This window comes from Streptomyces sp. NPDC104814 (genome assembly GCF_055583185.1).
Genome location: NZ_JBVJOL010000002.1, coordinates 344,349 through 369,491, shown reverse-complemented (window position 1 = coordinate 369,491; position 25,143 = coordinate 344,349). Strand labels below are relative to the sequence as shown.

The following is a 25,143-nucleotide window of genomic DNA, read 5'->3' as shown; positions in this document are numbered from 1 at the left end:
AGGAACGTCTCTGGGACACGCGAACGCACCGCGCCGTGGAACGCCCGACGGCACGGCACGGGGGGTGTCTAGATCCGCAGGAGTTGGAGTTCGGCCAGCGAGGGCGGCGCACGGGCCCCGTCGGGCGCGGCACCGACATGAGCACACCCCGCACGAGGCGGTACGGCGACGGCTCCCGGGTCGGCGACCGGCGCGGGCAGTTCGGGGCTCCCGCTCACGGCCGCGGAGGCACAGGTGACGTCGGCATGCCGCGCATGCCCGCCGCCGCAGTGCCCGTCGCTCCCCGCGCAGCCGTCCCCGGCGACCACGCCGACGACCGTCGCTGCGCTCATCCGCTCATGCCGTTCCGGCACGGCCCCGCCGGGCGCCAGGGCGTGCATCCCCAGCAGTCCGGCCAGCAGTCCGAGCACGGCAACCGTCCGCCACCACCGCACCCGCGGCACCACGGAAAGCCCCACCTCGAACCGACTCACGCGCCACATCGTAGGCAACAGCCCCAGAACGCGACGCCAGGCCCCCACGAACGTCACCCCGATGCCTGTACGGCACCCCGATCGGGTGGGTTTGCGCGACGACCGGCAACCGCGCGGCTTCCCCGCAGGTCGCACAGTCACAAGCACCACACGACCCCCGGGGGCCCTCGAAGAAGGACAAGGCCGTCACAGCCGCGGACACGCCCAAGAGGGGCACCAAACCCCCGGAGGCCGCCGCCCGGCACGTCACCAAGGTGACCGGCGCGGACAAGCGCAACGACATCCTCGACTCGGCCGAGGTGTTCAAACGACGACGGCCCCTCGGAGAATCTCCGAGGGGCCGCCATCCCGATCTGGACCTTGACGGTCAGTGGGCGCGGACGGTTTCGAACCGCCGACATCCTGCTTGTAAGGCAGGCGCTCTACCCCTGAGCTACGCACCCGAGACGAGTGGACAGCCTACCCTGCCACGGGCCGTGCACAGCAAACCCGTGTCGGGGCACCGAACGCGCTCGCCTCCGCCAGGGGAAAATCACCTGCCTCTCGCGAACTGATCGGGTCGTGTGTTCGTCTTCAAGCGGTGGGAGAATGGCACCGGGCAGGGCCGAACGCAGCACGGGAGAGGGATGTGACGGCGACACCAGCGCAGCCGTACTCGTCGCCGTCGGTGTCGTACGCGCGCGTTCTGCGGGACACGCTGACCTTGGTGGGGCTACCGCTCGTCGCGGTGCTCGCGCTGCCCGCGGCCTTCGCCGGTGGCGGGACGCGGCGGTGGTTCGGCGGGCGGGCGGAGAGCCAGCGGGCCGAGGCGCAGGCCGCGAAGGACGCCGCTGCCGCTGCCTTCTACGAGCTGGACACCGCGCAGCGGGATCTGCGGATCTCCGTCGAGACGATCGCGGCCGTGGACGACTCCCCGGCGGCCCGGCGCGCGGTCGCCGAGTTCGCGGCGCTGGGGCGGCGCATCGACGAGGTCTCGCAGCGGTACATCGCGGCCGTGGACGCCCATGATCTGGACCGTGACGACCTGGAGGCGTCGGCGGCCGCGCGGGCGCGCACGGAGCTGGGCGGGGCCAAGGACGAGCTGGAGCGGGTCAAGCGGGAGCTGGAACGGTTCGGCGAGGGGCTCGGGCCGCTGCTCGGCAAGGCCGAGACGCAGCTGGCGCGGGTCGCTCCGGCGGTGGAGCGGGCGCGGCAGGCGCTGCTGGCGGCGACCGTCGCGCTGGACGCCGTACGGCAGTCGGGGCTGAAGGCCGACGATCTCGCGGCGCGGCTGGCCGCGCTGTCGCCGGAGCTGGCGAGGCTCAATCAGGGGGCCGGGCAGCACGGGGTGGGGCCGACGCTGGAGCGGGCCGAGCGGGTGGCGCGGGAGGCCGAGGGGATCCGGGCGGAGGCGGAGCGGCTGCCGGAGCGGGCGGCCGAGATCGACCACCGGCTGGTGTCGCTGCGGACCCGTGCGCAGGCGCTGACCACGCGGGCCGGGCAGGTCGAGCCGGTGCTGAGCGAGCTGCGGCGGCGGTTCACCGTGGCGTGCTGGCAGGACTTGCAGCCGGTGCCGGAGCAGGCCGCGCAGAACGTGCGGCAGGCCGAGCTGAAGCTACGGGAGGCGCAGGGCGCGCGGGACGGGCAGCGGTGGGCCGACGCCACGGCGCTGCTGTCGACGGTGCGGGCGCTGCTGAACGCCACCGACGAGGCGGTGTCGGCGGCCGGTGACCGGCTGCGGCGGCTGAACGCCGTGCAGAAGGACCCGCGGCAGGAGGTCGAGCGCACCCGGTTCGCGATCCGGGACGCGCAGCGGCTGGCGATGACGGGCCGTACGACGCCGGACCCGCGGCATGCGCGTCCGTTGGACGACGCGGTGGCGCGGCTGGACCGGGCGGTCGCCTCTGTGGAGGAGGGGCGGCACCCGGACTGGTGGCACTTCCTGATGGAGACGGAGGCGGTGCGGCAGTCGGTGGCGCGGGTGGTGGCGCAGATCCGCGAGGAGCGGGGCCACCACGCCGGTTAGTCTTCTGGCATGCCTCGCTATGACTTTCGGTGCCGTACCTGTGGTGAGACCTTCGAGCTGAGCCGGCCGATGGCGCAGTCGTCCGCGCCGGCGCGTTGCCCTGCCGGGCATGAGGACACGGTGAAGTTGCTGTCGACGGTGGCGGTGGGCGGTACGGCGTCCGCGCCGGCGGCCGCTCCTCGCGCGGGGGGCGGCGGCGGGTGCTGTGGCGGAGGGTGCTGCGGGTAGGCGCCTACGGGTGGGCGGCTGCCGAGGTGCCGCGCCGTGCCGGTGAGCGGGTGCGGCACCGTCGCGGCTGGTCGCGCGGTTCCCTGCGCCCCTAGCGGGGCGCTGTCGTCCGTGTCGCTTTGAGGAACTCGCGGACGATCCTCTCCCCGGCCAGTACGCCGCGCTCCGGCAGTGCCGTGATGTGGGGGGCGATCCAGCCTTCGTCGGCCAGTTCGCCGTGGCCGGGGCGCCAGCCCCGGTCCGCGGCGAGCAGGAGGTCGGCGTCGAGGAGGGAGTCGCCGGCTGCCAGGGTGAGGTCCGCGCCGGTGCGGCGGGCGACCTCGCGTACCGCCGCGCTCTTGGTCAGCGGCCCGGGGACGGCGTAGATCTTGCGGCCCTGCAGGGACACCGTCCAGCCGCGGGGCTGCGCCCAGGCGGCGAGTTCCTTGACCCATTCCTCGGGCAGCAGTTCGCGTTCCACGACGAGGTAGGCGAAGAGGTCCTCGGCGGTGCGGTGCTTGCGGACCCAGACGGGGTCGGCGGTGCGCATCAAGTGGTCCTGGATCTCGGCGAGCGGCGCGCACTCGTCGGCGAGCCGGGCCTGTACGCCGGCGTGCCAGTCCGCGTCGGTCACCCCGTCGACCAGCAGGTGGCCGCCGTTGGCGCAGATCGCGTACGCCGGGGACGGGCCGGGCAGGTTGATGCGCAGGTACTGCTTGCGGGTGCGGGTGGTCGTGGGGACGAAGACGGCCGTGTCGCCGAGGTCGGTCAGCAGCTGGGCTGCTGTTTCGGTCAGGTACGACAGCGGCTTGCTCTCGTGGACCTCCACGCACAGCAGGCGGGGCGCCCGGGCGTCGGGCATGGTCAGGGCGAGGGCCGCCGAGGAGTAGATCAGTGTGCGGTCGAGGTCGCTCGCCACCAGCACCGGCATCAGACGGTCACCGCCTTGCCGTCGGCGCCGGTCGCGCCGCGCGTGTACTGGGGGTGGATCAGGCCGACGCAGGTGTAGGGGAGGTCGCCGATCTCTTCGACGGGGACGCCGCGTTGCTGGGCGAGCAGGCGCACGTGGTCGAGGTCGGCTCCGGCTCCTTCGCGGGCGAGGATCTTCCAGGGCACCCGGCGCAGCAGTACCCGGGTGGTCTCGCCGACGCCGGGCTTGACGAGGTTGACGTCGTGGATGCCGTACTCCTCGCTGATCCGCTCGACGGCGGCCCAGCCGGCCCAGGTGGGGGTGCGGTCGCTCGTGAGCAGTTCCTTGACGGCCGTGTCGACGGTGTCGGCGGTGTCGGGGAAGCGGGCGGCGACGGCGTCGAGGAAGGTGTTCGAGAGGTCGGCGCCGGCGAGTTCGCGGTAGAACTTGGCGCCGTGGAAGTCGTGCGGGCCGACCAGGTCGGCGCGCAGCACGGTGCGCGAGATCAGGCCGGAGACGGTGGAGTTGAGGCAGGCGGAGGGGATGAGGAAGTCCTCGCGGGTGCCGTAGGTGCGCACGCAGGAGCCGGGGTCGGCGAGGACGGCGATCTCCGGGTGGAAGCCGGTGATGCCTTCCTGCTTCTCGAACTCCTCGACGGCCTGGGCGAGTTCGCGGGTGATGGCGCCCTTGCCGGTCCAGCCGTCGACGAAGACGACGTCGGCGGGGTCGTGGTGGGCGGCCAGCCAGCGCAGGGCGTTGGCGTCGATGCCGCGGCCGCGGACGATGGACACGGCGTAGTGCGGCAGGTCGAGGCCGTGGCGGTACTGGGCCCAGCGGCGCATGAGGATGCCGACGGGGGTGCCGGCGCGGGCGAGGGAGACGAGGACCGGGCGGGGGGTGGGGGTCCCTCCGCGCGAGACCCGGGCGGGGTCGAGGCTGCGCTTGCCGCGCAGGGGGAGTTCGGCGAGGACCGTTTCGGTGACCACGCCGACGGCGTGGGCGATGCGGGTCGCGGAGACGTCGAGGGCCTGGTGGAAGAGGTCCTGGTACTGCTCGCTGGGCTGGTACTCCACCGGCAGGGACTCGGCGTAGTGGGCGCCGCCGCTCTGGATGGCCTCCTCGCGTTCCTCGGTGGGTGCCTCCAGCGTGACGTCCGAGAGGTCCTGCAGCAGCCAGCCGACCTCTTCGGGCGCGTAGGAGGAGAAGGCGGGGCCACGGAGTGGCTCGGGCAGCATGGCGGGCCTTTCGGGGGCGTGCGCGGGGACGTACGACGGTACGACGATGAGGACCACGTGCGGGGTGTGCGCGGCGAGCCGGTCGAGCAGTCCGCCGGGGGCGTGCAGGGCGGCGGTGTCGCCGGCGGAGTCGACGACGGCGACGACGGCGTCGAAGCCGGCGCCGGCCACGTTGTAGGCGTAGCGCTCGCCGGGGCCGTCGGCGGGGTCGTCGTGTGCGGGGAAGACCAGGCGGGTGCGGATGGCGTAGCCGGGGTCGTCGACGGCGAGGACGGGTGAGCGGGTGGTGGTGGAGAAGGTCACCTCGGCGTCGGTGATCTGTTCCAGTTCGCGGGCGAGACGCAGGGGGGCGTACATCAGTTCCTCGTTGCCGAGGACGTGGACGCGGTGCGCTTCTTGCGGCAGGGCTTCGGCGAGGCGGGCCGCCATGGCGGGCAGGGCGCTGTCCAGGCGGGCTCGGTGTCCGGGGGTGAAGCCGTGGCGGCCGCCGTCGGGGAGGCCGGGGGGCCAGCGCAGATCGACTCGAGTGGTGCGGTCGTGGGGCGGGTGCGTCGTGGCCGGTCGCGCCCGCGCGGCGGAGCCGCACAGGTCACTGCCCCGCGCCCCTGGGTCGCTCACCTCGTGCTGGGTCACGAGCTGCTGCCCCTTGCGCAGCACCCCTTCCGGCAGACGTACGGTGCCCGAGGCCGCCGCCACGAGATCCACCCTGGCGTCGATCTCCCGCGCGAAGGCCTCCAGCCGGTCCGCGTCGTCGGGTGAGCGCATGTCGACCAGGGCGACGACCACGTACCGTCCGCGCGGGTAGCGCTCGTGGAGGTCGCGGATGGTGTTCAGGACCGTGTTGCCGGTGGAGAACTCGTCGTCGACGAGGACCAGGGGGCCGTCGCCGGCCAGCAGGGCCGGGTTCTCGGGGAGCAGCAGGTGGGTGGTGGCGTGGGAGTGGGACTCCTCGAAGCCCCCGGCGCGGGGCACTCCGGGCACCGGGCGGCGGGTGGAGTGCAGGTAGGGCGCGCTGCCGAGGCCGTCGGCGACGCAGTGGCCGAGTCCGGTCGCGGTCTCGGCGTAGCCGAGGACGACGGCGCGGGCGGCCTCCTCGGCGCCGAGCAGGTCGCGCACCCTGCGGCCGAGCGCCAGGCCGGAGCCGTGGACGACGGACGGTGACTGCGGGACGTGTTTGCCGAGGACGTGGGAGACGAGCAGGTGCGCGCGCTTGGGGTTGCGGCGCAGCGCGAGTCCCAGCAGCTCGGTGAGCCCGTCGTCGCCGACGAGTTCGACGCCGAGCCGCTCGGCGACCCAGGTGCCGGTCCAGACCCCGTTGTTCACTGCGTTCCTCATCCGTCCCTGTGTCATCGGCCGGGTATGCCGGCGGCGAGCAGTTCCACGAAGCTGACTCCCTCGTCCGCGACGCCGAAGACCTCGGCGCGCAGCAGGGTCCGCTCGGCCCAGGCGCGGTGCGGCTTCACTTCGTTCATCTTGTTGGTGTAGGCCGACCTCAGGACGCCTCCGCCGCCGCGTTCGGGCCTGAGGATGTCCTGGGCGTCGCTGTACTCCTCGTGGCTGACGACGGACAGCGCGTGCACGGGCAGCACGTGGGAGGGGTGGATGCAGGTCTTGCCGAGCAGGCCGTTGGCCTGGTCGAGGGAGATCTCCCGCAGCAGTCCGTCCATGGCGTGCTCGATCAGTCTCTCGCGCAGTTCGACGGCCTGCCCCTCCAGGAAGGGGCTGGTGCGCAGCATCGGCTTGAACATGCGCTCGGGGACGCGGAAGTACTCCCAGACGGGGCCGGTGACGGTGAAGCCGGTGCCGTCGGCGCGGGCCAGCATGTTCACGACGTCGCCGATGACGGAGGCGACGATCTGGACGTCGTAGGCGGTCATGTCGGGGGCGCGGCGCAGGCCGTAGCTGGAGCAGAAGTCGGTGACGCCGAGGCGCAGGGCGAGGACTCGGTCGCGGTATTTGTCGACGGCGCGGAAGATGCCTTCGAGGGTTTCCACGCGGGATTCGCGGTACAGCAGCTCGGGGGATTCCAGGACCGGCATGGCGAACAGGCGGTGGCCGCAGTCGGCCTCGGCGAGGGCGAGGGCCTCGAGGAAGGGGATGCCGCGTTCCTCGGTGAACTTGGGCAGCACGAATCCGGACAGCAGGCGGGCGGTCGCGCCGAGGCGGCGGACCAGGTCGGGGATCTGGCCGGGGGTGCGGACGCGGATGAACAGCAGGGGCCGGTCGCCGTCCGGGAGGGCGGCGAGGTCGGCGAACTGGCGGACGAGGTTGTCCTCGCCGTGCGCGACGTCCTCGTCGCCGATGGAGTCCTCCAGGCACAGCACCATGGACACCACTCCGCGTGCGGCCTGCTTGGCGATGTCGTGGGCCAGGTGGGGGCGGGTCGCCGGGCTGTAGAGGGTGGCGCCGAGGGCCGCGGAGAGCAGACGGGCCGGGGAGCCGGTGGTGAACTCGCAGGGCTGGCGGTGGAAGAGGCGCTCTCGCAGCTCAGGGGCGATGTGCCCGAAATGACGCATGTATCTCCCCCGGGGCGCAATTTTCTGGCCTGTGGTTGCGGTAAAAGGTGGCCGGTAATAGTACGTACGGATCCATGTCCGGAGTTCCCGCGGGGCATGAATTTCCGGTAACGCACCCGGGCCGGCGAGGTGCCGGCGCGGGCCACCCCGCGTTGTCGTGGACAGGACCCAGAAGGCAGGATGACCGTCATGACGCACGCGATGCTGAAGGGGTCGAACGTCCCGGTGGAGGCGGCGACGGTCCGTGCCGTGCTGCGCTGGTCGCCGGGGCAGGACGTGCCGGACGTGGACGCCTCCGCGCTGCTCCTGGGCTCCGGCGGCCGGGTGCGCTCGGACGAGGACTTCGTGTTCTACAACCAGCCCCGGCATCCGTCGGGGGCGGTGTGGCGGCTGGGCAAGAAGCGGCTGGCCGAGGGGCTGACCGACACGGTCCAGACGGATCTCACGGGCGTGGAGGCGGGGGTTTCGCGCATCCTGCTGGTGGCCTCGGCGGACGGGGTCGCCTTCGACCGGGTGCGGGACTTGAGCATCCTGCTGTACGACGCGGCGGCGGACGGCGAGGCGCTGGCGTCCTTCGCGATCCGGCCGGAGACCGGCCAGGAGACGGCGCTGATCTGCGGGGAGCTGTACCGCAGGGGTGAGGGCTGGAAGTTCCGCGCGCTCGGCGAGGGCTACTCCAACGGTCTGAAGGGCCTGGCGACGGACTTCGGCATCTCGGTGGACGAGTCGGAGGAACCGGCCGGGGAGGAGCCGGCGGCCACCGCACCGCCGTCCCAGCCCCTGCCCCCGGAGACGCCGTCGGTGGTGCCGACCCAGCCGGGCTACGGCTACCCGCAGCAGCCCCCGCCCACGGCCCCGCTGCAGCCGGCGTACGGCTATCCGCAGCCGGGCAGCGGCCCGGCGTACGGCTATCCCCCGGCGGCGGACGGCTACGGCTACCCGCAGCCGGTGACCGGCCCGGATCCGGACTTCCGGCTGCCGCCGATGGGCCCGCAGTTCGTCGGGCGGTGACGGCACCGGGCTACCGTTCGGCCTTGGCCTTGTAGCCCCTGCCCCACTGCAGTCCCCAGCCGTACAGCCGGTCGATCTCGCCCTGGAAGCCGTACACGAACTTCACCTCGCGCCGGACGACCAGTTCGCCCTTCACGTTCTCGATCATCACCACGGCGCAGGAGCGGGCCTGCGGGTGGCGTTCGTCGAGCCCGATCTCGATGCGCGGCCCGTTGCTGGGGTAGAGCGTGACGATGGCGTGCGTACGGTCGAAGGCCGGGGTCTGGTCGTAGATGTAGACGAAGACCAGCAGCCGTTTGATGTCGTCCCGGTGGTCGAGGTTGACGTACATCGTCTCCCCCGACCCGGACCCGAACCGGTCGTCGCCGCTGAGTTTGACGTACGGCGGTGCGTTGACGTCGCCGAGATAGCCGCCCAGCGGCTGGACGACCCCCTTCGTGCCGTCGGTCAGCTCGTACAGGCAGCCGAGGTCGAGGTCGACGTTGACCATGGACTGGCTGTGTTCGAGCACCTCCGGCGGTTTGAGCGCCCGGAAGGGGTGGCGCAGCAGGCTTTCGCGCTGGGAGCCGCCGATGTCGGAGGTGCGCATCCGCCAGGCCAGGTTGATCCGCAGGTTGCCGGTGGCCGCGCCCTGTTTGGTCAGGGAGACCTGGCGGTGCCGTTTGGTCAGCTCGATGGCGTTGGTCGCGGCGTTGCCCGAGTCGAAGTCGGCGGCGCGTCCGCCGAGCAGCCCGTCGAAGAATCCCATTCCCGCCCCCAGGTGTCACAGCACAGACCGGCGGGACGGCCGTCGGGAGGAGTCGTCCTCCGCAGCCGCCCCGCCGTGAAGCGTTCCCTCGCCGGGGAGGCCGTCACACCCCGGAGGGGACCTCCGTCTTGTCGTCGGAGCCCGCGTCCCCGCCGGCCGCCGCGAGCGCCTTGTTGCGCCGCACGGAGGACCAGAAGGACCAGGCGATCAGGACGACGCCGACGAGACCGGTGATGACCTCGTTGATCTCGTACTGGATGGTGACCATGAGGATCACCGCGAGGGCGCCGATGGCGTAGTGGGCGCCGTGCTCCAGATAGACGTAGTCGTCGAGGGTGCCCTGGCGGACCAGGTAGACGGTGAGCGAGCGGACGTACATCGCGCCGATGCCGAGGCCGAGGGCCATCAGGACGATGTCGTTGGTGATGGCGAACGCGCCGATCACGCCGTCGAAGGAGAAGGACGCGTCCAGGACCTCGAGGTAGAGGAACATGAAGAACGCGGCCTGGCCGGCCAGGACGATCGCCGGCTTCTGTTTGCCGCTGCGGGCGGCTTCTTCCTCCTCCTCGTGCTCGCGTTCCTCCTCTTCCTCCAGCCTGTCCTCGAAGTAGCCGGACAGGCCGCCGACGATCATGTACGTGATCAGGCCGGCGATGCCGGCGATCAGGACCGTCTGTGCCTTGTCGGCGTGCGCGCCGCCGTGCTGGTGGGCGTGGGTGGCGAAGGTGAAGGAGGTGATCAGCAGGACGATCAGGGAGATGCAGACCGACAGCATGTCGACCTTGCCGAGCTTGGCCAGCGGCCGCTCGATCCAGCGCAGCCACTGGATGTCCCGGTCCTCGAAGATGAAGTCGAGGAAGATCATCAGCAGGAACATGCCACCGAACGCGGCGATCGCCGGGTGGGCGTCGGTGACCAGCTGCTGGTAGCGGTCCTTGTTGTTGAGCGCGAGGTCGACGGCCTCGAGGGGGCCCATCTTGGCGCTGATGGCGACGATCACGACCGGGAAGACCAGGCGCATGCCGAAGACCGCGATGAGGACGCCGACGGTGAGGAAGATCTTCTGCCAGAAGGCGCTCATCTTCTTCAGGATGCCGGCGTTGACCACCGCGTTGTCGAAGGACAGCGAGATCTCCAGGATGGAGAGGATCGCCACGATGCCGAGGGCCTCCCACCCCCCGTAGAAGACCGCTGCGACCAGACCGAGCGCGGTGACCGCGAACGACCAGCCGAAGGTTTTCAGAAGCACTGGCTACCCAATCCTGTGTCCGGGGGTCCCCCCGAGCGAGGCGAAGGGGGGAGCGTTCGCTCCCCGCGCCGCACTCGGCTTTACGAAACGTTGACCCCGAAGTCTAGAGCGATGCCCCGGAGTCCCGACGCGTACCCCTGTCCCACGGCACGGAACTTCCATTCGCCCTGGTAGCGGTAGACCTCTCCGAAGATCATGGCCGTCTCCGTGGAGGCGTCCTCGCTCAGGTCGTAGCGGGCGAGCTCCTGGCCGTCGGCCTGGTTGACGACCCGGATGAACGCGTTGGAGACCTGGCCGAAGGTCTGGCCGCGCTCGTCGGCCATATGGATGGAGACCGGGAAGACGATCTTCTCGCAGCGGGCCGGGACCTTCGCGAGGTCGACCAGGACCGACTCGTCGTCGCCCTCGCCCTCACCGGTGAGGTTGTCGCCGGTGTGCTCCACCGAGCCGTCCGGGCTCTTGAGCTGGTTGTAGAAGACGAACCACTCGTCGCCCAGCACCCGGTTGCCGGCGTCGCACAGCAGGGCGCTGGCGTCGAGGTCGAACGGCGCGCCGGTGGTGGAGCGCGCGTCCCAGCCGAGTCCGACCATGATCTGGGTGAGGTTCGGTGCGGCTTTGGACAGGGAGACGTTGCCCCCCTTGGCGAGCGTGACGCCCATGATGCTGGTCCTCCCCTGGTGGTGCCTGTGTGGTTGTCCTGCGCGTCCGGCGCCGCGCGCGAACGGCGCGGCGCCGGACGGTGACGTTCAGGCGGTGGTTGGTTCGGCTCAGACGTTCACGCCGAAGTCCTGCGCGATGCCGCGCAGACCCGAGGCGTAGCCCTGGCCGATGGCGCGGAACTTCCACTCGGCGCCGTGCCGGTAGAGCTCGCCGAAGACCATCGCCGTCTCGGTGGAGGCGTCCTCGCTCAGGTCGTAGCGGGCGATCTCCTGCTCGTTGGCCTGGTTGACGACGCGGATGAAGGCGTTGCGCACCTGGCCGAAGGACTGCTGGCGGTTCTCGGCGTCGTAGATGGAGACCGGGAAGACGATCTTCTCGACGTCCGCCGGGACGCCGGCGAGGTTGATCTTGATCTGCTCGTCGTCGCCCTCGCCCTCACCGGTGATGTTGTCGCCCGTGTGCTCCACGGAGCCGTCCGGGCTCTTGAGGTTGTTGAAGAAGACGAAGTGCTGGTCGCTGGCGACCTTGCCCGAGTTGTTGAGCAGCAGGGCGCTGGCGTCGAGGTCGAAGTCGGTGCCGGTGGTGGTGCGCACGTCCCAGCCCAGACCGACGATGACCGCGGTCAGGCCCGGGGCCTCCTTCGTCAGCGATACGTTGCCGCCCTTGCTGAGGCTGACTCCCACGAGTCCTCCATTGGTGTTCGGGGGCGGGGAGCCCCGTCGTGCTGTGACATCGGATCAACGAACCGATCCTAGTGACGGGTTCCCGCACCACGCAGGCCCTGGCACCGGATATTCGCCGGGTGTCGGCCCGGACGAGGGGGTGCCGAGGGCCTCGCGGCGCACCGGGGGCCTCGAAGGGCGCCGCGGGCCTCAGGAGGCGCCGCGGCCATCAGCAGAGCCTTGCGGGCCTCAGAGGGTGTCGAGGGCCTTGACGTACTCGTTCAGGTCCCGGGCGTCGGGCAGGGCGTTGACGACGCTCCAGCGCACGACGCCCTCCCGGTCGATGACGAAGGTGCCGCGCACCGCGCAGCCCTTGTCCTCGGCGAAGACGCCGTAGGCGCGCGAGACCTCGCCGTGCGGCCAGAAGTCGCTGAGCAGCGGGTACTCCAGGCCTTCCTGCTCGGCGAAGACGCGCAGGGTGTGGATGGAGTCGTTGGAGACGGCGAGCACCTGGGTGTCGCGGTCGGAGAACTGCGGCAGGTTGTCGCGGACCTCGCACAGCTCGCCCGTGCACACGCCGGTGAAGGCGAACGGGTAGAAGATCAGGACGACGTTCTTGTTGCCGCGGAAGTCGGACAGCTTCACGGTCCGGCCGTGGTTGTCCTTCAGCTCGAAGTCGGGGGCCTTGTCGCCGACCTGGATCGCCATCGTCGTTACGTCCCTTTCGGTGCGCTGTTCGGGTGAGAACGCTCGCTACCACCCTACGAGGCGATCACCCGGGGACGACGGCAGGCCTGCGGGCGGGCCGGCGTCGGCCGGCCCGCCCGGGCTCTTCGGTCACCGCTTCGACTTGGCCGCCTTCGGCGTGGCCAGACGGCTGCCGCTCCAGTCCTTGCCCACGCTGACGCTCTTGGACGCCGTCAGCCCCGCCGTGGTGGCGGCTTCCGAGATGTCGCTGGGCTCGACGTATCCCGAACGGCCGGTCTTCGGCGTGAGGAGCAGGATCGCCCCGCCTTCCTCGATGTACGTGGTGGCATCCACCAGCGCATCCGTCAGGTCGCCGTCGTCGTCACGGAACCACAGCACAACGGCGTCGGCCACGTCGTCGTAGTCCTCGTCCATCAGGTCGCCCTCGATGGCTTCCTCGATGGCCTCGCGGAGCTCCTGGTCGACGTCGTCGTCGTAGCCGATCTCCTGGACCACCTGCCCGGGCTGGAACCCCAGCCTGCCGGCAGGGTTCGTCCGCTCCTCCGCGTGGTCCGCGGTCGCGCTCACGGGTTGCCTCCTGATCATGTCTTGGTGAATTTCTCAGCCACGCGCGTGCGCGAAGCATTGGCCGTAGTCCACACGGGCGGGACGGATCGCGCAAGTACCCGGCGGTTCGGACCGCCGAAACGGTGACGTTCCTGGCCGTGTCGCCGCAACTTACGGCACAGGATCTCAGACCCGGGTGATGCGCACCACACCTTTCTGCCCCCTTTGGGCGTTTGGGAACCACGTGTGGGTACGAGACTCGAATGAGTTTCCCACCCCGGCCGGCCTCCGGATTACCTCGCGGTAGTGACGGCGTCGGAGATGACGTGCGCCCCGCCCGGGGTGGACGATGGGGTCGGCGGCAACACGGCCCTTTGGACAGGTCCCTTTTCGACAGGTCCCTCGACAGGTCCCTCGACAGGTAAGGATCAGCGTGGCTTCCGGATCCGATCGCACCCCGATCATCATTGGCGGCCTTCCGAGTCAGGTCCCCGACTTCGACCCCGAAGAGACCCAGGAGTGGCTCGACTCGCTCGACGCCGCCATCGACGAGCGCGGCCGGGAGCGGGCGCGCTATCTGATGCTGCGGCTGATCGAGCGGGCCCGCGAGAAGCGCGTGGCCGTGCCCGAGATGCGCAGCACGGACTACGTCAACACGATCGCCACCAAGGACGAGCCGTTCTTCCCCGGCAACGAGGAGATCGAGCGCAAGATCCTCAACGCCACCCGCTGGAACGCCGCGGTGATGGTCTCGCGCGCCCAGCGCCCCGGCATCGGCGTCGGCGGGCACATCGCCACCTTCGCCTCCTCCGCCTCGCTCTACGACGTCGGCTTCAACCACTTCTTCCGTGGCAAGGACGAGGGCGACGGCGGCGACCAGGTCTTCTTCCAGGGGCACGCCTCGCCGGGCATCTACGCGCGCGCCTACCTGCTCGACCGGCTCAGCGCGGAGCAGCTGGACGGCTTCCGCCAGGAGAAGTCGAAGGCCCCGCACGCCCTGTCCAGCTACCCGCACCCGCGCTCGATGCCGGACTTCTGGGAGTTCCCGACGGTCTCCATGGGCCTCGGCCCGATCGGGGCGATCTACCAGGCGCGGATGAACCGCTACATGGAGGCGCGCGGCATCGCCGACACCTCCCGCTCGCACGTGTGGGCGTTCCTCGGCGACGGCGAGATGGACGAGCCGGAGTCGCTCGGCCAGCTGTCCATCGCGGCCCGGGAGGGCCTGGACAACCTGACCTTCGTGGTGAACTGCAACCTGCAGCGCCTGGACGGCCCGGTGCGCGGCAACGGCAAGATCATCCAGGAGCTGGAGTCCGTCTTCCGGGGCGCCGGCTGGAATGTGATCAAGCTGATCTGGGACCGCAGCTGGGACCCGCTGCTCGCCCAGGACCGCGACGGCGTGCTGGTCAACCGGATGAACACGACGCCGGACGGGCAGTTCCAGACGTACGCCACCGAGTCCGGTGCGTACATCCGTGAGCACTTCTTCGGTGACGACCACCGGCTGCGCGCGATGGTCGAGAACATGACCGACGACCAGATCCTCCACCTGGGCCGCGGCGGCCACGACCACCGCAAGATCTACGCGGCGTTCAAGGCGGCCAAGGAGCACAAGGGCCAGCCGACGGTCATCCTGGCCAAGACGGTCAAGGGCTGGACGCTGGGGCCGAACTTCGAGGGCCGCAACGCCACGCACCAGATGAAGAAGCTGACGGTCGACGACCTCAAGGGGTTCCGCGACCGGCTGCACCTGCCGATCTCCGACAAGGAGCTGGAGAGCGGGCCCCCGCCCTACTACCACCCGGGGCGGGACACCGAGGAGATCCAGTACATGCACGACCGGCGCAGTCAGTGCGGCGGCTATGTCCCGACCCGGGTGGTGCGCTCCAAGCCGCTCGCGCTGCCCGACGACAAGACGTACGCGACCGTGAAGAAGGGCTCCGGTCAGCAGTCGATCGCCACCACCATGGCGTTCGTACGGCTGCTCAAGGACCTCATGCGGGACAAGGAGCTCGGCAAGCGGTTCGTGCTGATCGCGCCGGACGAGTACCGCACGTTCGGCATGGACTCCTTCTTCCCGAGTGCGAAGATCTACAACCCGCTCGGCCAGCAGTACGAGTCGGTGGACCGCGAGCTGCTGCTCGCCTACAAGGAGTCGCCGACCGGCCAGATGCTGCACGACGGCATCTCGGAGGCGGGCTGCACGGCATCGCTGATCGCGGCCGGCTCGGCATACGCCACGCACGGCGAGCCGCTGATCCCGGTGTACGTCTTCTACTCGATGTTCGGTTTCCAGCGCACCGGCGATCAGTTCTGGCAGATGGCCGACCAGCTGGCGCGCGGTTTCGTTCTGGGCGCGACCGCCGGCCGTACGACGCTGACCGGTGAGGGGCTGCAGCACGCGGACGGCCATTCGCAGCTGCTGGCCTCGACGAACCCGGCGTGCGTGGCGTACGACCCGGCCTTCGGGTTCGAGATCGCGCACATCGTCAAGGACGGTCTGCGCCGGATGTACGGCAGCTCCGAGGAGTACCCGCACGGCGAGGACGTCTTCTACTACCTCACCGTCTACAACGAGCCCATCCGGCACCCGGCCGAGCCGGAGAACGTGGACGCCGAGGGCATCGTCAAGGGCCTGTACCGGTTCGCCGAGGGCACGGACGGTTCGATCCCGGCGCAGATCATGGCCTCCGGTGTGGCCCTGCCGTGGGCGATCGAGGCGCAGAAGATCCTCGGCGAGGAGTGGAACGTCAAGGCCGACGTGTGGTCGGCGACCTCCTGGAACGAGCTGCGCCGCGAGGCGGTGGCCTGCGAGGAGCACAACCTGCTGCACCCGGAGGAGGAGCAGCTGGTGCCGTATGTGACGCGCAAGCTGTCCGGCGCGCAGGGGCCGTTCGTGGCCGTCTCCGACTGGATGCGGTCGGTGCCGGACCAGATCGCGCGATGGGTGCCGGGCACGTACCAGTCGCTCGGCGCGGACGGGTTCGGCTTCGCCGACACCCGGGGCGCGGCCCGGCGGTTCTTCCACATCGACGCGCAGTCGGTCGTGGTGGCGGTGCTGACCGAGCTGGCCCGCGAGGGCAGGATCGACCGGTCGGTGCTCAAGCAGGCCGTCGACCGCTACCAGCTGCTGGACGTCACGGCGGCGCACCCGGGCGCGGCGGGCGGCGACGCGTAGCCCGTCCCGGCTCGTCCGGACGGTCCTCAGGGCGGTGGAGCTCCAGTCTCCACCGCCCTTATCCGTTCTTTACGATGCGTTGCATGGACGCACGATCGGCGCAGGTCCGCCAGGCTCGCCAGGCGCGTTGGGAGCAGCGCACCCAGCGGCCGCTGCTGGCCCTCGCCGTGCTGTTCGCCGTCGCCTACGCCGTGCCGATCGTGGACGGTTCGGCCGAGCGGTCGGTGATCGTCGCCTGCACGGTCGCCGAGTGGGTGGTGTGGGGGGCGTTCGCCACCGACTACCTCGTCCGGCTGGCGCTCGCCCCGCAGCGGATGGGGTTCGTGCGCCGGCACTGGCTGGACCTGTGCGCGGTGGTGGTGCCGGTGCTGCAGCCGCTGCGGCTGCTGCGGATCGTCGCGACGCTGCTGCTGGTGGGGCGGCGGGCGCGGATGGCGAACCAGATCCGGCTCACGACGTATGTCGTGGGGGCGGTCGTCGGGCTGCTGATGTTCGGCTCGCTGGCGGTGCTGTCGGGGGAGCGGTCGGCTCCGCACGGGAACATCCGGACGCTGGGTGACGCCCTGTGGTGGTCGTTCACCACGATGACGACCGTGGGGTACGGGGACCACGCGCCGACGACCGGACTGGGGCGGCTGATCGCGGTCGGGCTGATGCTGTCCGGGATCGCGCTGCTCGGTGTGGTCACGGCGAACATCGCGGCGTGGTTCATCGCGCGGTTCGAGAAGGACGACGTGGAGGAGCGGCGCCAGACCGAGGCGATCGAGTCCCTGACGGAGGAGGTCCGGGCGCTGCGGGCGGAGGTCGCGGAGCTGCGCGCACTGTCGGGGCGCGGATGAGCGGGAGCTCGCGGAGTTGCGGGCATGTCGGGGCGCGGATGACCGTGTGAGGCGGCTCGTCGTCCGCGCATGGGTGGGCCCCCGGCCTGCGCCAGGGGTCCTTCCCTTTGCTCCCGGGTTACAGCAAGCCGTTGCCCGGGGTGGTCGCTCCGACCAGCCACAGGATGGCCAGGAGCGTGTCGATGGCGCCCAGGACGAAGGCGACCAGGGCCGGGGTCCGGCGCGAGGCGCCCGACCAGGTGCGGCCCAGAGCGAGCCATCCGCAGGCCATCGCCGCGGGACCGAGGACGATCCCCAGGGTGAAGAAGCCGGCGACCGCGCAGATGGCGCCGATGATTCCGAGCGTCGCGCGGTCCGGCCCGGTCCGTGACCACATCCGGCCATGTGACCGGGGGTACCCGCGCGTTCCGTTGCCGAAGCTCGCCATCATCAACTCCCAGAACCCCGGGGTTCGTTGGTGTGCATCGGGGTTCTGCCGGTTCGGGTTACCCGGCTCGGCGCGGTCATGCCGCCGGGAGTTCGGATTTCAAGAAAAACCCGGGCGCCGGCGCGCTGTCCCCCTCCGGCAGCGCGGCGACGTCCGGGTCAAGCCTTCCGGCGGGCGCGCACATGCCGGGCGGAGATGCCCGGCGAACGTGCCGTACCGGAAGGCTTGACCCACTGTGACGTAGGCCCGGCGCCGGAGGGGCGGGATCCTCCGCGCTGTCACCCTGATGAGCGAACTTTCCTGACGTTGCGTCAGATGTGTGCGGCGCCCGCGCCCGCCTCGGCGTTCTCGCCGCGCTTGGTGAGGAAGGCGACGAAGACCGCCACCACGGCCACGCCGGCGGCGACCAGCGACGCCAGGCTCATGCCGGAGATGAAGGTGTCGTGCGCGACGCCGGCGATCTTCTCGCCGATCTGCGCCGGGGTGCCCGGCGGGACCGGGGCGACGCCCACCTGGACGGCCTCGGAGGCCTGGCCGAGCTGCTGCGGCGTGAGCGGCGGCAGACCGGCGTCCTTCCAGTTGGCGGGCAGGTCGCTGTCGACCTTGGAGGCCATCACGGCGCCCAGCACCGCCGTACCGAGGCTGCCGCCGATCTGCATCGCGGCCTGCTGGAGACCGCCGGCGACACCGGACAGCTCCATGGGCGCGTTGCCGACGATGACCTCGGTGGCGCCGACCATCACCGGGGCGAGGCCGAGTCCGAGCAGGGCGAACCAGATCGACATCAGACCGCTGCCGGTGTCGACCTTCAGCGTCGACATGCCGTACATGGCGACGGCGGTGACGGCCATGCCGCCCGCCAGCGGGACGCGCGGGCCCAGCTTGGTGATCAGCGCGCCGGCCAGCGGCGAGCCGACGATCATCATGCCGGTGAGCGGCAGCAGGTGCAGGCCGGCGTCGATGGGGCTCATGCCGTGCACGTTCTGCAGATAGAAGGTGACGAAGAACAGGCCGCCCATGAAGGCGATGGCCATGAGGACCATCAGCACCACGCCCGCGGACAGCGGCACCGAGCGGAACAGCTTCAGCGGGATCAGCGGCTCCTTGACCTTCGTCTCCCACACGGCGAAGAGCACGAAGCCGAGGGCGGAGGCAGCGATGAACCCCCACGTCTTGCCGTCGCCCCAGCCCCACTCGGGGGCCTTGATCAGGGCCCACACCAGGCAGAACATGGCGCCGGACAGCAGTGCGATGCCGAGCAGGTCGAAGGAGCGCGGGGCGTTCTGCGCGCGGTGGTCCAGCAGGATCAGCAGGCCGAGGACCAGGGCGAGCGCGCCGACCGGCACGTTGATGAAGAACACCGACTGCCAGCTGACGTGCTCGACGAGCACGCCGCCGAGGATCGGGCCGCCGGCGGTGGAGGCGCCGATGACCATGCCCCAGATGCCGATCGCCATGTTGAGCTTCTCGGCCGGGAAGGTCGCCCGCAGCAGACCCAGCGCGGCCGGCATCAGCAGCGCGCCGAACAGGCCCTGGAAGACGCGGAAGGTCACGACGAGCGCGATGGAGTCGGACAGCCCGATCGCACCCGAGGCGGCGGCGAAGCCGACGACCCCGATCAGGAAGGTCTGCCGGTGGCCGAAGCGGTCACCGAGCTTGCCGGCCGTGATCAGCGAGACGGCGAGGGCCAGGAAGTAGCCGTTGGTGATCCACTGCACCTGCTGGAAGGTGGCGCCGAGGTCCTTCTGGATCGCCGGGTTGGCGATGGCGACGATCGTGCCGTCGAGGGCCACCATCATCACGCCGACCGCGACGGTTATGAGCGTGAGCCACGGATGGCCGCGCAGGCCGCTGGCGCCCGGCGCCCGCCCCGACGCGTCCGACGGGCCGCCGCCCCCCGGTCCCGTCTTGTCGAGGGTGATCTGACTAGTCATGTGTTCGAGGCTAGTGACAGTCACTGACAATTGACAAACCGATTCACAAGTCGGTAACTGACACGTCACTGGCGGATAGCCTGAACTGGGGCAACCGTTGTCGAAGGAGGATTGTGGGCACGCTCGGGACCCCGCGCACGGCACCGCGGCCGGGGCTGCGCGAGATCAAGAAACAGCGCACCCGGGACGCGCTGGTGCGGGCCGCCCTGGAGCTGTTCACCACCCAGGGCTACGAACGGACGACGGTCGACGAGATCGCCGAGGCCGTCGACGTCTCGCAGCGCACCTTCTTCCGTTACTTCGCGGGCAAGGAGGACGCCGCCCTCGCCCTGCAGGCCATGACGGAGGCGTACTTCCTGGAGGCCGTGCGCGACCGCCCGCCGCACGAGACGCCGATGCAGGCGCTCCGGCAGGCCGTCGTGGAGGGCTGGGACCGGATCGGCGAGGCGGTCGAGGCGGTCGTCCCGGTCGAGCTGTATCTGCGCATGTACCGGATGATCGAGTCGACGCCCGTACTGCTCGCCGCGCATCTGCGCCGCTCCGCGGAGACGGAGGAGAAGATCGCGCGGGTACTGGCCGACCGCGAGGGCGTCGACGTGGACGCCGACCCTCGGCCGCGGCTCGTGGTGGCCGTCTTCGGCGGGGTGATAAGGGTCACCGAACGCCGGTGGAGCGTGGGCGAGGACGGCAGCGTGGAGGCGATGCGCGAGCTCACCGCCCGGTACCTCGATCAGGTGGGCCCTGCCATCAGCGGCACCTGGCGCACCGACTGAACCCCACGCCACGTTTATGAAACGTGATCCCCGTCACTCGGTTCACGCGAGACCCTCTCGTTCTCCTAGTGTGTCCTCCCAGTGACTTCCTTCGACACCTCCCCACACCTGAACGTCTGGCGCATGCTGCTCGCGCTGGCCGTCGTCTTCGTGATGCTGGCGACCACCGGCTGGACGGCCCTGCGCCACGGACCGGAGAGCACCGCGCTGCAGGCCTCGCTCTCGGACTGGGAGCACGGCCGCATAGGCGGTCACCGGCTGCCCGACCCGGACGCCGGTCCCGCCCGCCTCACCCGGTTCTTCACCTCGCTGACCGCGCAGCAGCGGGCCACGCTCGCCCGCCGCTATCCGCTCGCCGTCGGCAACATGAACGGCGCCCCGCCCCAGCTGCGCTACCACGCCAACCGTGTCGCGCTCGCCCGGGCCGCGCACACCGAGCGCGACCGCATGCACGACACCCGGCTCAGCCGGGCCGGTCAGCAGGCGGCGGGCAGGCGGATGCACCGGTACGAGTCGATGCTGCGCGACGGGCGGCAGATCCTCGCGTTCGACCCGGACGGCTCCGGGCGCGTCGCGGAGGTCTTCGGCGACCTCGACAGGGCCGAGCGGATCTCGGTGATCGTCCCCGGCGTCGACACCGACCTGCTCACCTTCCAGCGCACCTACCGCAAGTACTCGGCGCCGGTCGGCATGGCCGATTCCCTGTACGCCGCGGAGCGGGCGGCGAGCCCCTCGACCTCCACGGCGGTCATCGCCTGGGCCGACTACACCGCGCCCGCCGGTCTCGGCATCGACTCGGCGACCGCGATGCGCGCCCAGGACGGGGCCGTACGGCTGAACGCGCTCGTGCGCGGCCTGCCCGGGCGCGCACCGGTCTCGCTGTTCTGCCACAGCTACGGCTCCGTGGTGTGCGGGGTCGCCGCGCACACGCTGCCGGGCCGGGTGGCCGACATCGCGGTGGCGGGCAGCCCCGGCATGCGGGTGGCGAAGGCGGCGCATCTGCGCACCTCCGCCCGGGTGTGGGCGATGCGGGACGCCACCGACTGGATCCAGGACGTGCCGTATCTGGAGTTCGGCGGCCTCGGCCACGGCGCGGACCCGGTGTCGCCGGCGTTCGGCGCGCGTGTGCTGTCGGCGCGGGACGCCGAGGGACACGCCGGCTACTTCGAACCGGGCACGGACAGCGTGCGCAACTTCGCCGACATCGGAGTCGGCGCATATGACTCGGTGAGTTGCGGCGACGAGGACGGCGCCTGCCGGGTGGGTTTGTCCGGTGCCTCGATGGCCGGACGCGCGTAGAGACAGCAGGAAGTGCGGTCTGCGGGGGGATGGGCCGAAGAAGCGGAGCCGCTTACGATGAGCCGCATGGGTGACGTACTGGCCGGATTTCATGCCGCCTGGGAGTTCGAGTCCGACTCCGTGCTCATCCGTTACGAACGGGGGATTCGAGCACCGAAGCTGTTCCAGGCGCTCGGAGAGCGGCGTGTCCCGCTCTCGGCGCTGGAGTCGGTGACGCTGACGCACGGCAAACGGGGCACGGTCGTCCTGCGCGCCGTGCCGCGGTCCGGGGCCGATCCGCTGCTGGAGGCGGCCGACGGCCAGCTGAAGGAGGCCGGCGACCCCTACCGGCTGGTGCTGCCGGCCGAGAAGGAGACACTCGCCGAGTACTACGCCGACGAGCTGCGGGGCCTGCTGACCGAGTCCGGGCCCGTCGGGCGGTTTCTGATCGAGGCGCCGGGACCGCCGCGGGCGTTCAAGGCGTACGACGCGAAGGCGTCCTTCGACGGAACGGCGGTGCGTTTCCGCTGGTCGTGGACGGGTGCGTCGTCGGCGAAGTGGAAGGCCGGCGACCAGAGCTTCCCGGTCGACGCGCTCAGCGGGGTGGAGTGGCGTTCCCCCGAGGTCTTCGAGGGGCACCTGCGGCTGATACCCCGGGACGGCGACACGCCCGCGCCGCTCCCGGCGGACCAGGATCCGGCCGCGGTGGTGTTCGGGCTGGGCTACGGGCCGGTGCACGAATCGCTGCCGTTCGCGGCGGCCGTACTGGCCGCGATACGCGAGTGCCGGCCGGCCGTGTCGGTGCCGGCCGCGCGGCGTGATCCCGCGGACATCGCCGAGCGGATCCGGCACCTGGGGGAGCTCCACCAGGCGGGACTGGTGACGGACGAGGAGTTCTCGGCCAAGAAGGCGGAACTGCTCTCGGAGCTGTAGCGGCCGCGCCCGCGCGACGGCGCCGGGACGGCGCGGTCAGGACCTGGCGGCCCCGCCGTAGAAGCTGATCTTGCGGTCCAGTACCGCCAGGGTGTCGTGCAGCTCGGCGATCCGGGCCAGGACGTCCCGGCGCGTCGCCTCGAGCAGCTCCTGGCGCTCGGCGTACGTGCTCTCCCCCTCGCGCACCAGCTGCGCGTAGCGGACCATGTCCGCGACCGGCATGCCGGTCAGCCGCAGCTTGCCGACGAGGTCGAGCCAGTCCAGGTCGCGGTTGCTGTAGCGGCGCTGCCCGGTGTGCGAGCGGTCGATGTGGTCCATCAGCCCGATCCGCTCGTACCAGCGCAGGGTGTGGGCGGTCAGGCCGGTGAAGGCGACGACCTCGCTGATCGTGTAGCGGTCCTGCCCGTCGGGGCGGGGATGGCGGGGCGGCGGGGCGGAACAGACGTCCCTGCGGGCGGCTGTGTCCTCGGTCCCCTGAAGGCGGGCCGCGGCCGTGCTCTGCATCACCGTCATGGCTCCCACGCTATGACGTTGGAGTGCACTCCAAGCAAGCGGATCCGGTAAGAAACCGAAGGGACAACAGCGCGCGATGTAAGTACCGTAGGCGGCATGAGCCTAGTACGCCGTGCCGTGCCGGAGGACGCCGGGGAACTGCTCCGGCTGCGCCAGATGATGATCGACGCCGTACGGCCGGAGGCGGCCGCCGACTGGCACGCCGCGTCGCTGCCCGGGCTGCGGGCGCGGCTGGCGGACCCCGACGGCGACTTCGCCGCCTTCGTCGTGGACCATCCCGAGCGGCCCGGCGCCCTGGCCGCGCTGGTCGTCGGCACGCTGGAGTACCGGATCGGGCGGGCGGGCCATCCCCGGGGTGCGGCCGGGTTCGTCTTCAGCGTGGCGACCGACCCGGACGCCCGGCGCCGCGGGTACGCGCGTGCGTGCATGGAGGAGCTGCTGGCGTGGTTCAGGGAGCGGGGCGCGGGCTATGTCCACCTGACCGCGTCGGCCGAGGCGGAACCGCTGTACGCGTCGATGGGGTTCGTCCGCAAGCCCGACCCCTTGATGGAGCTGACGCTGTGAGCGCTTAGGCTCGTCGCCATGTCGCTGAACAGCCTCGCGTTGATCGAGAACTGGCCGGTTCCCACCGCCGCGGCGGGTGTCGTACGGGCCGACGGGACCGTGCTCGGCACCCACGGGCCGGCCGACCGGCGCTTCCCGCTCGCCTCGGTGACCAAGCCGCTCGCGGCGTACGCCGTGCTCGTCGCCTACGAGGAGGGCGCGATCGAGCTGGACGAGCCGGCCGGGCCCGCCGGGTCGACGGTGCGGCATCTGCTGGCGCACACCTCGGGACTCGCCTTCGACGAGCACCGGGTGACGGCCGCGCCCGGGGAGCGGCGGCTGTACTCCAACGCCGGGTTCGAGCAGCTGGGCGACCATGTGGCCAAGGCGACGGACATCCCCTTCGCGGAGTATCTGCGGCAGGCGGTGCTGGAGCCGCTCGGGATGACGGCGACCTCACTGGAGGGCTCACCGGCCAAGGACGGCGTGTCGACGGTCGCGGACCTGCTGCGGTTCGCCGCCGAGGTGCAGGCGCCGCGGCTGCTGGACCCGCGCACGGTCGCCGAGGCGATGACCGTGCAGTACCCGGGCACCAAGGGGGTGCTGCCGGGCTACGGCCACCAGAACCCGAACGACTGGGGTCTCGGCTTCGAGATCCGCGACGGGAAGGCACCGCACTGGACGGGTGCTTCGTCGTCCCCGCGCACCTTCGGGCACTTCGGGCAGTCGGGGACGTTCGTGTGGATCGACCCGGACGCGGGCGCCGCGTGCGTGGCACTGACGGACCGGGCCTTCGGGCCATGGGCGATCGAGGCATGGCCGGCGTTCACGGACGCGGTGCGATCGGAACTGCGCTAGCCGTCCCGCCGGCCGTCGTCCGCGGCCGGCCGTCGTTTCCGGCCCGTCGACGCCTGCGCCCGGCCGTCGTTTCCGGCCCGTCGTCGGGTCCGGCGGGCCGTCATCGCCGGCCGGTCATCTCCCACAGCAGCACCTCTGCGGCCGACTCGGCCGGCAGTTCCAGGTCCTTCGCATCGGCGACCCGGGCCGCGTCGCCCGGCCCCAGGCGCTCCTGGCCGAGCCGGACGTGTCCGCGTACGACGTGGACGTACACGTGCGCCGCGTCCGGCACCGCGGTCCGCTCCCCCGCCGCGAGGCGCCGCACGTGCAGCAGCGCGCCGGCCTCCGGCACGGCGTACGGGGTGGAGTCGGCGATGCCGCGGACGATCTCGTACGACGGCTCGCCGCCCGGCCGCAGCGGGGCCAGCCACATCTGCACGAAGGTCAGCGGCTCGGTGCCGTCGTTGCGTTCGACGTGCCGTACGCCCGCCGCCGAGCTGAGGCGCTGCACGTCGCCGGAATACACGCGCGTCTCGTGCCCGGTGGAGTCGCGGTGGGTCAGCACGCCCTCGACGACCCAGGTGACGATCTCGGTGTGGCTGTGCGGGTGCTCGTCGAAGCCGGCGCCGGGGGCGAGACGCTCCTCGTTGCAGGCGATCAGCGCGCCGAAGCGGAGGTTGTCCGGGTCGTAGTGCGGCCCGAAGGAGAAGGAGTGCCACGACTCGATCCCGCCCGCCGGATCCCCGCCCCTATAGCGCGCACCCGCACGCCGCACGTCCACCATCACGCCCCCACGGTAGCCCTGCGGGGGCGGCACCGGGCGCACCGGCGGGAGCCCCCCGGGCCGCGGCGGGGTCACCCGGTGCCGGGGCACGGCGGCGGGGTCCCGGGTGCCGGGGCCCCGGACGCCTGAGCGCGAGCGCGGCCGGGCGCTGGACGCTGAGGCGCGGGCGCG

Annotated in this window: 24 protein-coding genes and 1 tRNA gene; 10 read left to right on the top strand and 15 right to left on the bottom strand. The window is 71.2% G+C overall.

Annotation, left to right across the window (positions count from 1 at the left end):
* Positions 1–68: 68 nt before the first annotated feature.
* Positions 69–473 (bottom strand): DUF6153 family protein, encoded by a 405-nt coding sequence (locus ACZ64A_RS10230; RefSeq protein ID WP_469809488.1) that lies wholly within the window; start codon positions 471–473, stop codon positions 69–71.
* Between the two features lie 371 nt (positions 474–844).
* A tRNA-Val gene (locus tag ACZ64A_RS10225) sits at positions 845–916 on the bottom strand.
* A 185-nt stretch (positions 917–1,101) separates the two neighbouring features.
* On the opposite strand from ACZ64A_RS10225, the gene ACZ64A_RS10220 reads away from it, so the two are divergent.
* Positions 1,102–2,478 (top strand): hypothetical protein, encoded by a 1,377-nt coding sequence (locus ACZ64A_RS10220; RefSeq protein WP_469809487.1) that lies wholly within the window; start codon positions 1,102–1,104, stop codon positions 2,476–2,478.
* A 9-nt stretch (positions 2,479–2,487) separates the two neighbouring features.
* Positions 2,488–2,706, top strand: coding sequence for an FmdB family zinc ribbon protein (locus tag ACZ64A_RS10215; protein WP_469809486.1), 219 nt, complete (start codon positions 2,488–2,490; stop codon positions 2,704–2,706).
* A gap of 91 nt (positions 2,707–2,797) precedes the next feature.
* On the opposite strand, the gene ACZ64A_RS10210 is transcribed toward ACZ64A_RS10215, so the two are convergent.
* Genes ACZ64A_RS10210 through ACZ64A_RS10200 form a run of 3 tightly spaced genes read right to left on the bottom strand, consistent with a single transcriptional unit; the run spans position 2,798 to position 7,346 of the window.
* Positions 2,798–3,616: an HAD family hydrolase gene (locus ACZ64A_RS10210; protein ID WP_469809485.1), complete on the bottom strand. Its 819-nt coding sequence runs from the start codon at positions 3,614–3,616 to the stop codon at positions 2,798–2,800.
* On the bottom strand, positions 3,616–6,165 hold the full coding sequence (locus tag ACZ64A_RS10205) for a phosphoribosyltransferase (protein WP_469809484.1): 2,550 nt from the start codon (positions 6,163–6,165) through the stop codon (positions 3,616–3,618). Before ACZ64A_RS10205 ends, ACZ64A_RS10210 begins: the two co-directional genes overlap by 1 nt.
* A gap of 11 nt (positions 6,166–6,176) precedes the next feature.
* The gene (locus tag ACZ64A_RS10200) at positions 6,177–7,346 is read right to left on the bottom strand and encodes an HpcH/HpaI aldolase/citrate lyase family protein (RefSeq protein WP_469809482.1); all 1,170 of its coding nucleotides are present in this window, start codon (positions 7,344–7,346) and stop codon (positions 6,177–6,179) included.
* A 189-nt stretch (positions 7,347–7,535) separates the two neighbouring features.
* Between ACZ64A_RS10200 and ACZ64A_RS10195 the strand changes: the two genes are divergently transcribed.
* Positions 7,536–8,357 (top strand): TerD family protein, encoded by an 822-nt coding sequence (locus ACZ64A_RS10195; protein ID WP_469809481.1) that lies wholly within the window; start codon positions 7,536–7,538, stop codon positions 8,355–8,357.
* Between the two features lie 10 nt (positions 8,358–8,367).
* On the opposite strand, the gene ACZ64A_RS10190 is transcribed toward ACZ64A_RS10195, so the two are convergent.
* The 6 genes from ACZ64A_RS10190 to ACZ64A_RS10165 form a co-directional block, all read right to left on the bottom strand.
* On the bottom strand, positions 8,368–9,105 hold the full coding sequence (locus ACZ64A_RS10190; RefSeq protein WP_469809480.1) for a TerD family protein: 738 nt from the start codon (positions 9,103–9,105) through the stop codon (positions 8,368–8,370).
* Between the two features lie 103 nt (positions 9,106–9,208).
* Positions 9,209–10,354: a DUF475 domain-containing protein gene (locus ACZ64A_RS10185; protein WP_469809479.1), complete on the bottom strand. Its 1,146-nt coding sequence runs from the start codon at positions 10,352–10,354 to the stop codon at positions 9,209–9,211.
* Between the two features lie 80 nt (positions 10,355–10,434).
* The gene (locus ACZ64A_RS10180) at positions 10,435–11,013 is read right to left on the bottom strand and encodes a TerD family protein (RefSeq protein WP_361631955.1); all 579 of its coding nucleotides are present in this window, start codon (positions 11,011–11,013) and stop codon (positions 10,435–10,437) included.
* A 108-nt stretch (positions 11,014–11,121) separates the two neighbouring features.
* Entirely contained in the window at positions 11,122–11,697 is a 576-nt protein-coding gene (locus ACZ64A_RS10175; RefSeq protein ID WP_469809478.1) for a calcium homeostasis/redox stress adaptation protein, read from the bottom strand.
* Between the two features lie 228 nt (positions 11,698–11,925).
* Positions 11,926–12,384 (bottom strand): peroxiredoxin, encoded by a 459-nt coding sequence (locus ACZ64A_RS10170; RefSeq protein ID WP_469809477.1) that lies wholly within the window; start codon positions 12,382–12,384, stop codon positions 11,926–11,928.
* Between the two features lie 129 nt (positions 12,385–12,513).
* The gene (locus tag ACZ64A_RS10165; protein ID WP_361631961.1) at positions 12,514–12,951 is read right to left on the bottom strand and encodes a DUF3052 domain-containing protein; all 438 of its coding nucleotides are present in this window, start codon (positions 12,949–12,951) and stop codon (positions 12,514–12,516) included.
* 412 nt (positions 12,952–13,363) lie between these two features.
* On the opposite strand from ACZ64A_RS10165, the gene aceE reads away from it, so the two are divergent.
* Positions 13,364–16,111 (top strand): pyruvate dehydrogenase (acetyl-transferring), homodimeric type, encoded by a 2,748-nt coding sequence (aceE, locus tag ACZ64A_RS10160; protein ID WP_469809475.1) that lies wholly within the window; start codon positions 13,364–13,366, stop codon positions 16,109–16,111.
* An 83-nt stretch (positions 16,112–16,194) separates the two neighbouring features.
* A complete protein-coding gene (locus ACZ64A_RS10155; protein WP_469809474.1) occupies positions 16,195–16,950 on the top strand; it encodes an ion channel in 756 nt (251 codons plus the stop codon).
* 118 nt (positions 16,951–17,068) lie between these two features.
* On the opposite strand, the gene ACZ64A_RS10150 is transcribed toward ACZ64A_RS10155, so the two are convergent.
* Together ACZ64A_RS10150 and ACZ64A_RS10145 are read right to left on the bottom strand one after the other, a co-directional pair.
* Positions 17,069–17,380: a small hydrophobic protein gene (locus ACZ64A_RS10150; RefSeq protein WP_469809473.1), complete on the bottom strand. Its 312-nt coding sequence runs from the start codon at positions 17,378–17,380 to the stop codon at positions 17,069–17,071.
* Between the two features lie 308 nt (positions 17,381–17,688).
* The gene (locus tag ACZ64A_RS10145) at positions 17,689–19,311 is read right to left on the bottom strand and encodes an MFS transporter (protein ID WP_469809472.1); all 1,623 of its coding nucleotides are present in this window, start codon (positions 19,309–19,311) and stop codon (positions 17,689–17,691) included.
* A 113-nt stretch (positions 19,312–19,424) separates the two neighbouring features.
* Here ACZ64A_RS10145 and ACZ64A_RS10140 point away from each other — a divergent pair, with 113 nt between their 5' ends.
* The 3 genes from ACZ64A_RS10140 (at position 19,425) to ACZ64A_RS10130 (ending at position 22,295) form a co-directional block, all read left to right on the top strand.
* Positions 19,425–20,084: a TetR family transcriptional regulator gene (locus tag ACZ64A_RS10140; RefSeq protein ID WP_469809471.1), complete on the top strand. Its 660-nt coding sequence runs from the start codon at positions 19,425–19,427 to the stop codon at positions 20,082–20,084.
* Between the two features lie 81 nt (positions 20,085–20,165).
* On the top strand, positions 20,166–21,383 hold the full coding sequence (locus ACZ64A_RS10135; protein WP_469809470.1) for an alpha/beta hydrolase: 1,218 nt from the start codon (positions 20,166–20,168) through the stop codon (positions 21,381–21,383).
* A gap of 66 nt (positions 21,384–21,449) precedes the next feature.
* The gene (locus ACZ64A_RS10130) at positions 21,450–22,295 is read left to right on the top strand and encodes a DUF4429 domain-containing protein (protein WP_469809469.1); all 846 of its coding nucleotides are present in this window, start codon (positions 21,450–21,452) and stop codon (positions 22,293–22,295) included.
* A gap of 36 nt (positions 22,296–22,331) precedes the next feature.
* Here ACZ64A_RS10130 and ACZ64A_RS10125 read toward each other — a convergent pair whose 3' ends face one another.
* On the bottom strand, positions 22,332–22,808 hold the full coding sequence (locus ACZ64A_RS10125) for a MerR family transcriptional regulator (protein ID WP_469809468.1): 477 nt from the start codon (positions 22,806–22,808) through the stop codon (positions 22,332–22,334).
* A 96-nt stretch (positions 22,809–22,904) separates the two neighbouring features.
* On the opposite strand from ACZ64A_RS10125, the gene ACZ64A_RS10120 reads away from it, so the two are divergent.
* A complete protein-coding gene (locus ACZ64A_RS10120) occupies positions 22,905–23,372 on the top strand; it encodes a GNAT family N-acetyltransferase (protein WP_469809467.1) in 468 nt (155 codons plus the stop codon).
* A gap of 18 nt (positions 23,373–23,390) precedes the next feature.
* Positions 23,391–24,209 carry a serine hydrolase domain-containing protein gene (locus ACZ64A_RS10115; RefSeq protein ID WP_469809466.1) on the top strand — a complete coding sequence of 273 codons (819 nt, stop codon included), beginning with the start codon at positions 23,391–23,393 and terminating at the stop codon, positions 24,207–24,209.
* Positions 24,210–24,309: 100 nt separating this feature from the next.
* Here the strand turns inward: ACZ64A_RS10115 and ACZ64A_RS10110 are convergent, their stop codons facing one another.
* On the bottom strand, positions 24,310–24,972 hold the full coding sequence (locus tag ACZ64A_RS10110; protein WP_469810154.1) for a pirin family protein: 663 nt from the start codon (positions 24,970–24,972) through the stop codon (positions 24,310–24,312).
* Between the last annotated feature and the right edge of the window lie 171 nt (positions 24,973–25,143).

What these genes read in the sequence shown, in the direction of transcription:
- ACZ64A_RS10200 (WP_469809482.1), bottom strand. Translation starts at nt 7,346, where the DNA reads ATGCGTCATTTCGGGCACATCGCCCCTGAGCTGCGAGAGCGCCTCTTC.
- ACZ64A_RS10210 (WP_469809485.1), bottom strand. Translation starts at nt 3,616, where the DNA reads ATGCCGGTGCTGGTGGCGAGCGACCTCGACCGCACACTGATCTACTCC.
- ACZ64A_RS10115 (WP_469809466.1), top strand. Translation starts at nt 23,391, where the DNA reads ATGTCGCTGAACAGCCTCGCGTTGATCGAGAACTGGCCGGTTCCCACC.
- ACZ64A_RS10125 (WP_469809468.1), bottom strand. Translation starts at nt 22,808, where the DNA reads ATGACGGTGATGCAGAGCACGGCCGCGGCCCGCCTTCAGGGGACCGAG.
- ACZ64A_RS10130 (WP_469809469.1), top strand. Translation starts at nt 21,450, where the DNA reads ATGGGTGACGTACTGGCCGGATTTCATGCCGCCTGGGAGTTCGAGTCC.
- ACZ64A_RS10180 (WP_361631955.1), bottom strand. Translation starts at nt 11,013, where the DNA reads ATGGGCGTCACGCTCGCCAAGGGGGGCAACGTCTCCCTGTCCAAAGCC.
- ACZ64A_RS10120 (WP_469809467.1), top strand. Translation starts at nt 22,905, where the DNA reads ATGAGCCTAGTACGCCGTGCCGTGCCGGAGGACGCCGGGGAACTGCTC.
- ACZ64A_RS10190 (WP_469809480.1), bottom strand. Translation starts at nt 9,105, where the DNA reads ATGGGATTCTTCGACGGGCTGCTCGGCGGACGCGCCGCCGACTTCGAC.
- ACZ64A_RS10215 (WP_469809486.1), top strand. Translation starts at nt 2,488, where the DNA reads ATGCCTCGCTATGACTTTCGGTGCCGTACCTGTGGTGAGACCTTCGAG.
- ACZ64A_RS10155 (WP_469809474.1), top strand. Translation starts at nt 16,195, where the DNA reads ATGGACGCACGATCGGCGCAGGTCCGCCAGGCTCGCCAGGCGCGTTGG.
- ACZ64A_RS10170 (WP_469809477.1), bottom strand. Translation starts at nt 12,384, where the DNA reads ATGGCGATCCAGGTCGGCGACAAGGCCCCCGACTTCGAGCTGAAGGAC.
- ACZ64A_RS10150 (WP_469809473.1), bottom strand. Translation starts at nt 17,380, where the DNA reads ATGATGGCGAGCTTCGGCAACGGAACGCGCGGGTACCCCCGGTCACAT.
- ACZ64A_RS10205 (WP_469809484.1), bottom strand. Translation starts at nt 6,165, where the DNA reads ATGAGGAACGCAGTGAACAACGGGGTCTGGACCGGCACCTGGGTCGCC.
- ACZ64A_RS10145 (WP_469809472.1), bottom strand. Translation starts at nt 19,311, where the DNA reads ATGACTAGTCAGATCACCCTCGACAAGACGGGACCGGGGGGCGGCGGC.
- ACZ64A_RS10110 (WP_469810154.1), bottom strand. Translation starts at nt 24,972, where the DNA reads ATGGTGGACGTGCGGCGTGCGGGTGCGCGCTATAGGGGCGGGGATCCG.
- ACZ64A_RS10195 (WP_469809481.1), top strand. Translation starts at nt 7,536, where the DNA reads ATGACGCACGCGATGCTGAAGGGGTCGAACGTCCCGGTGGAGGCGGCG.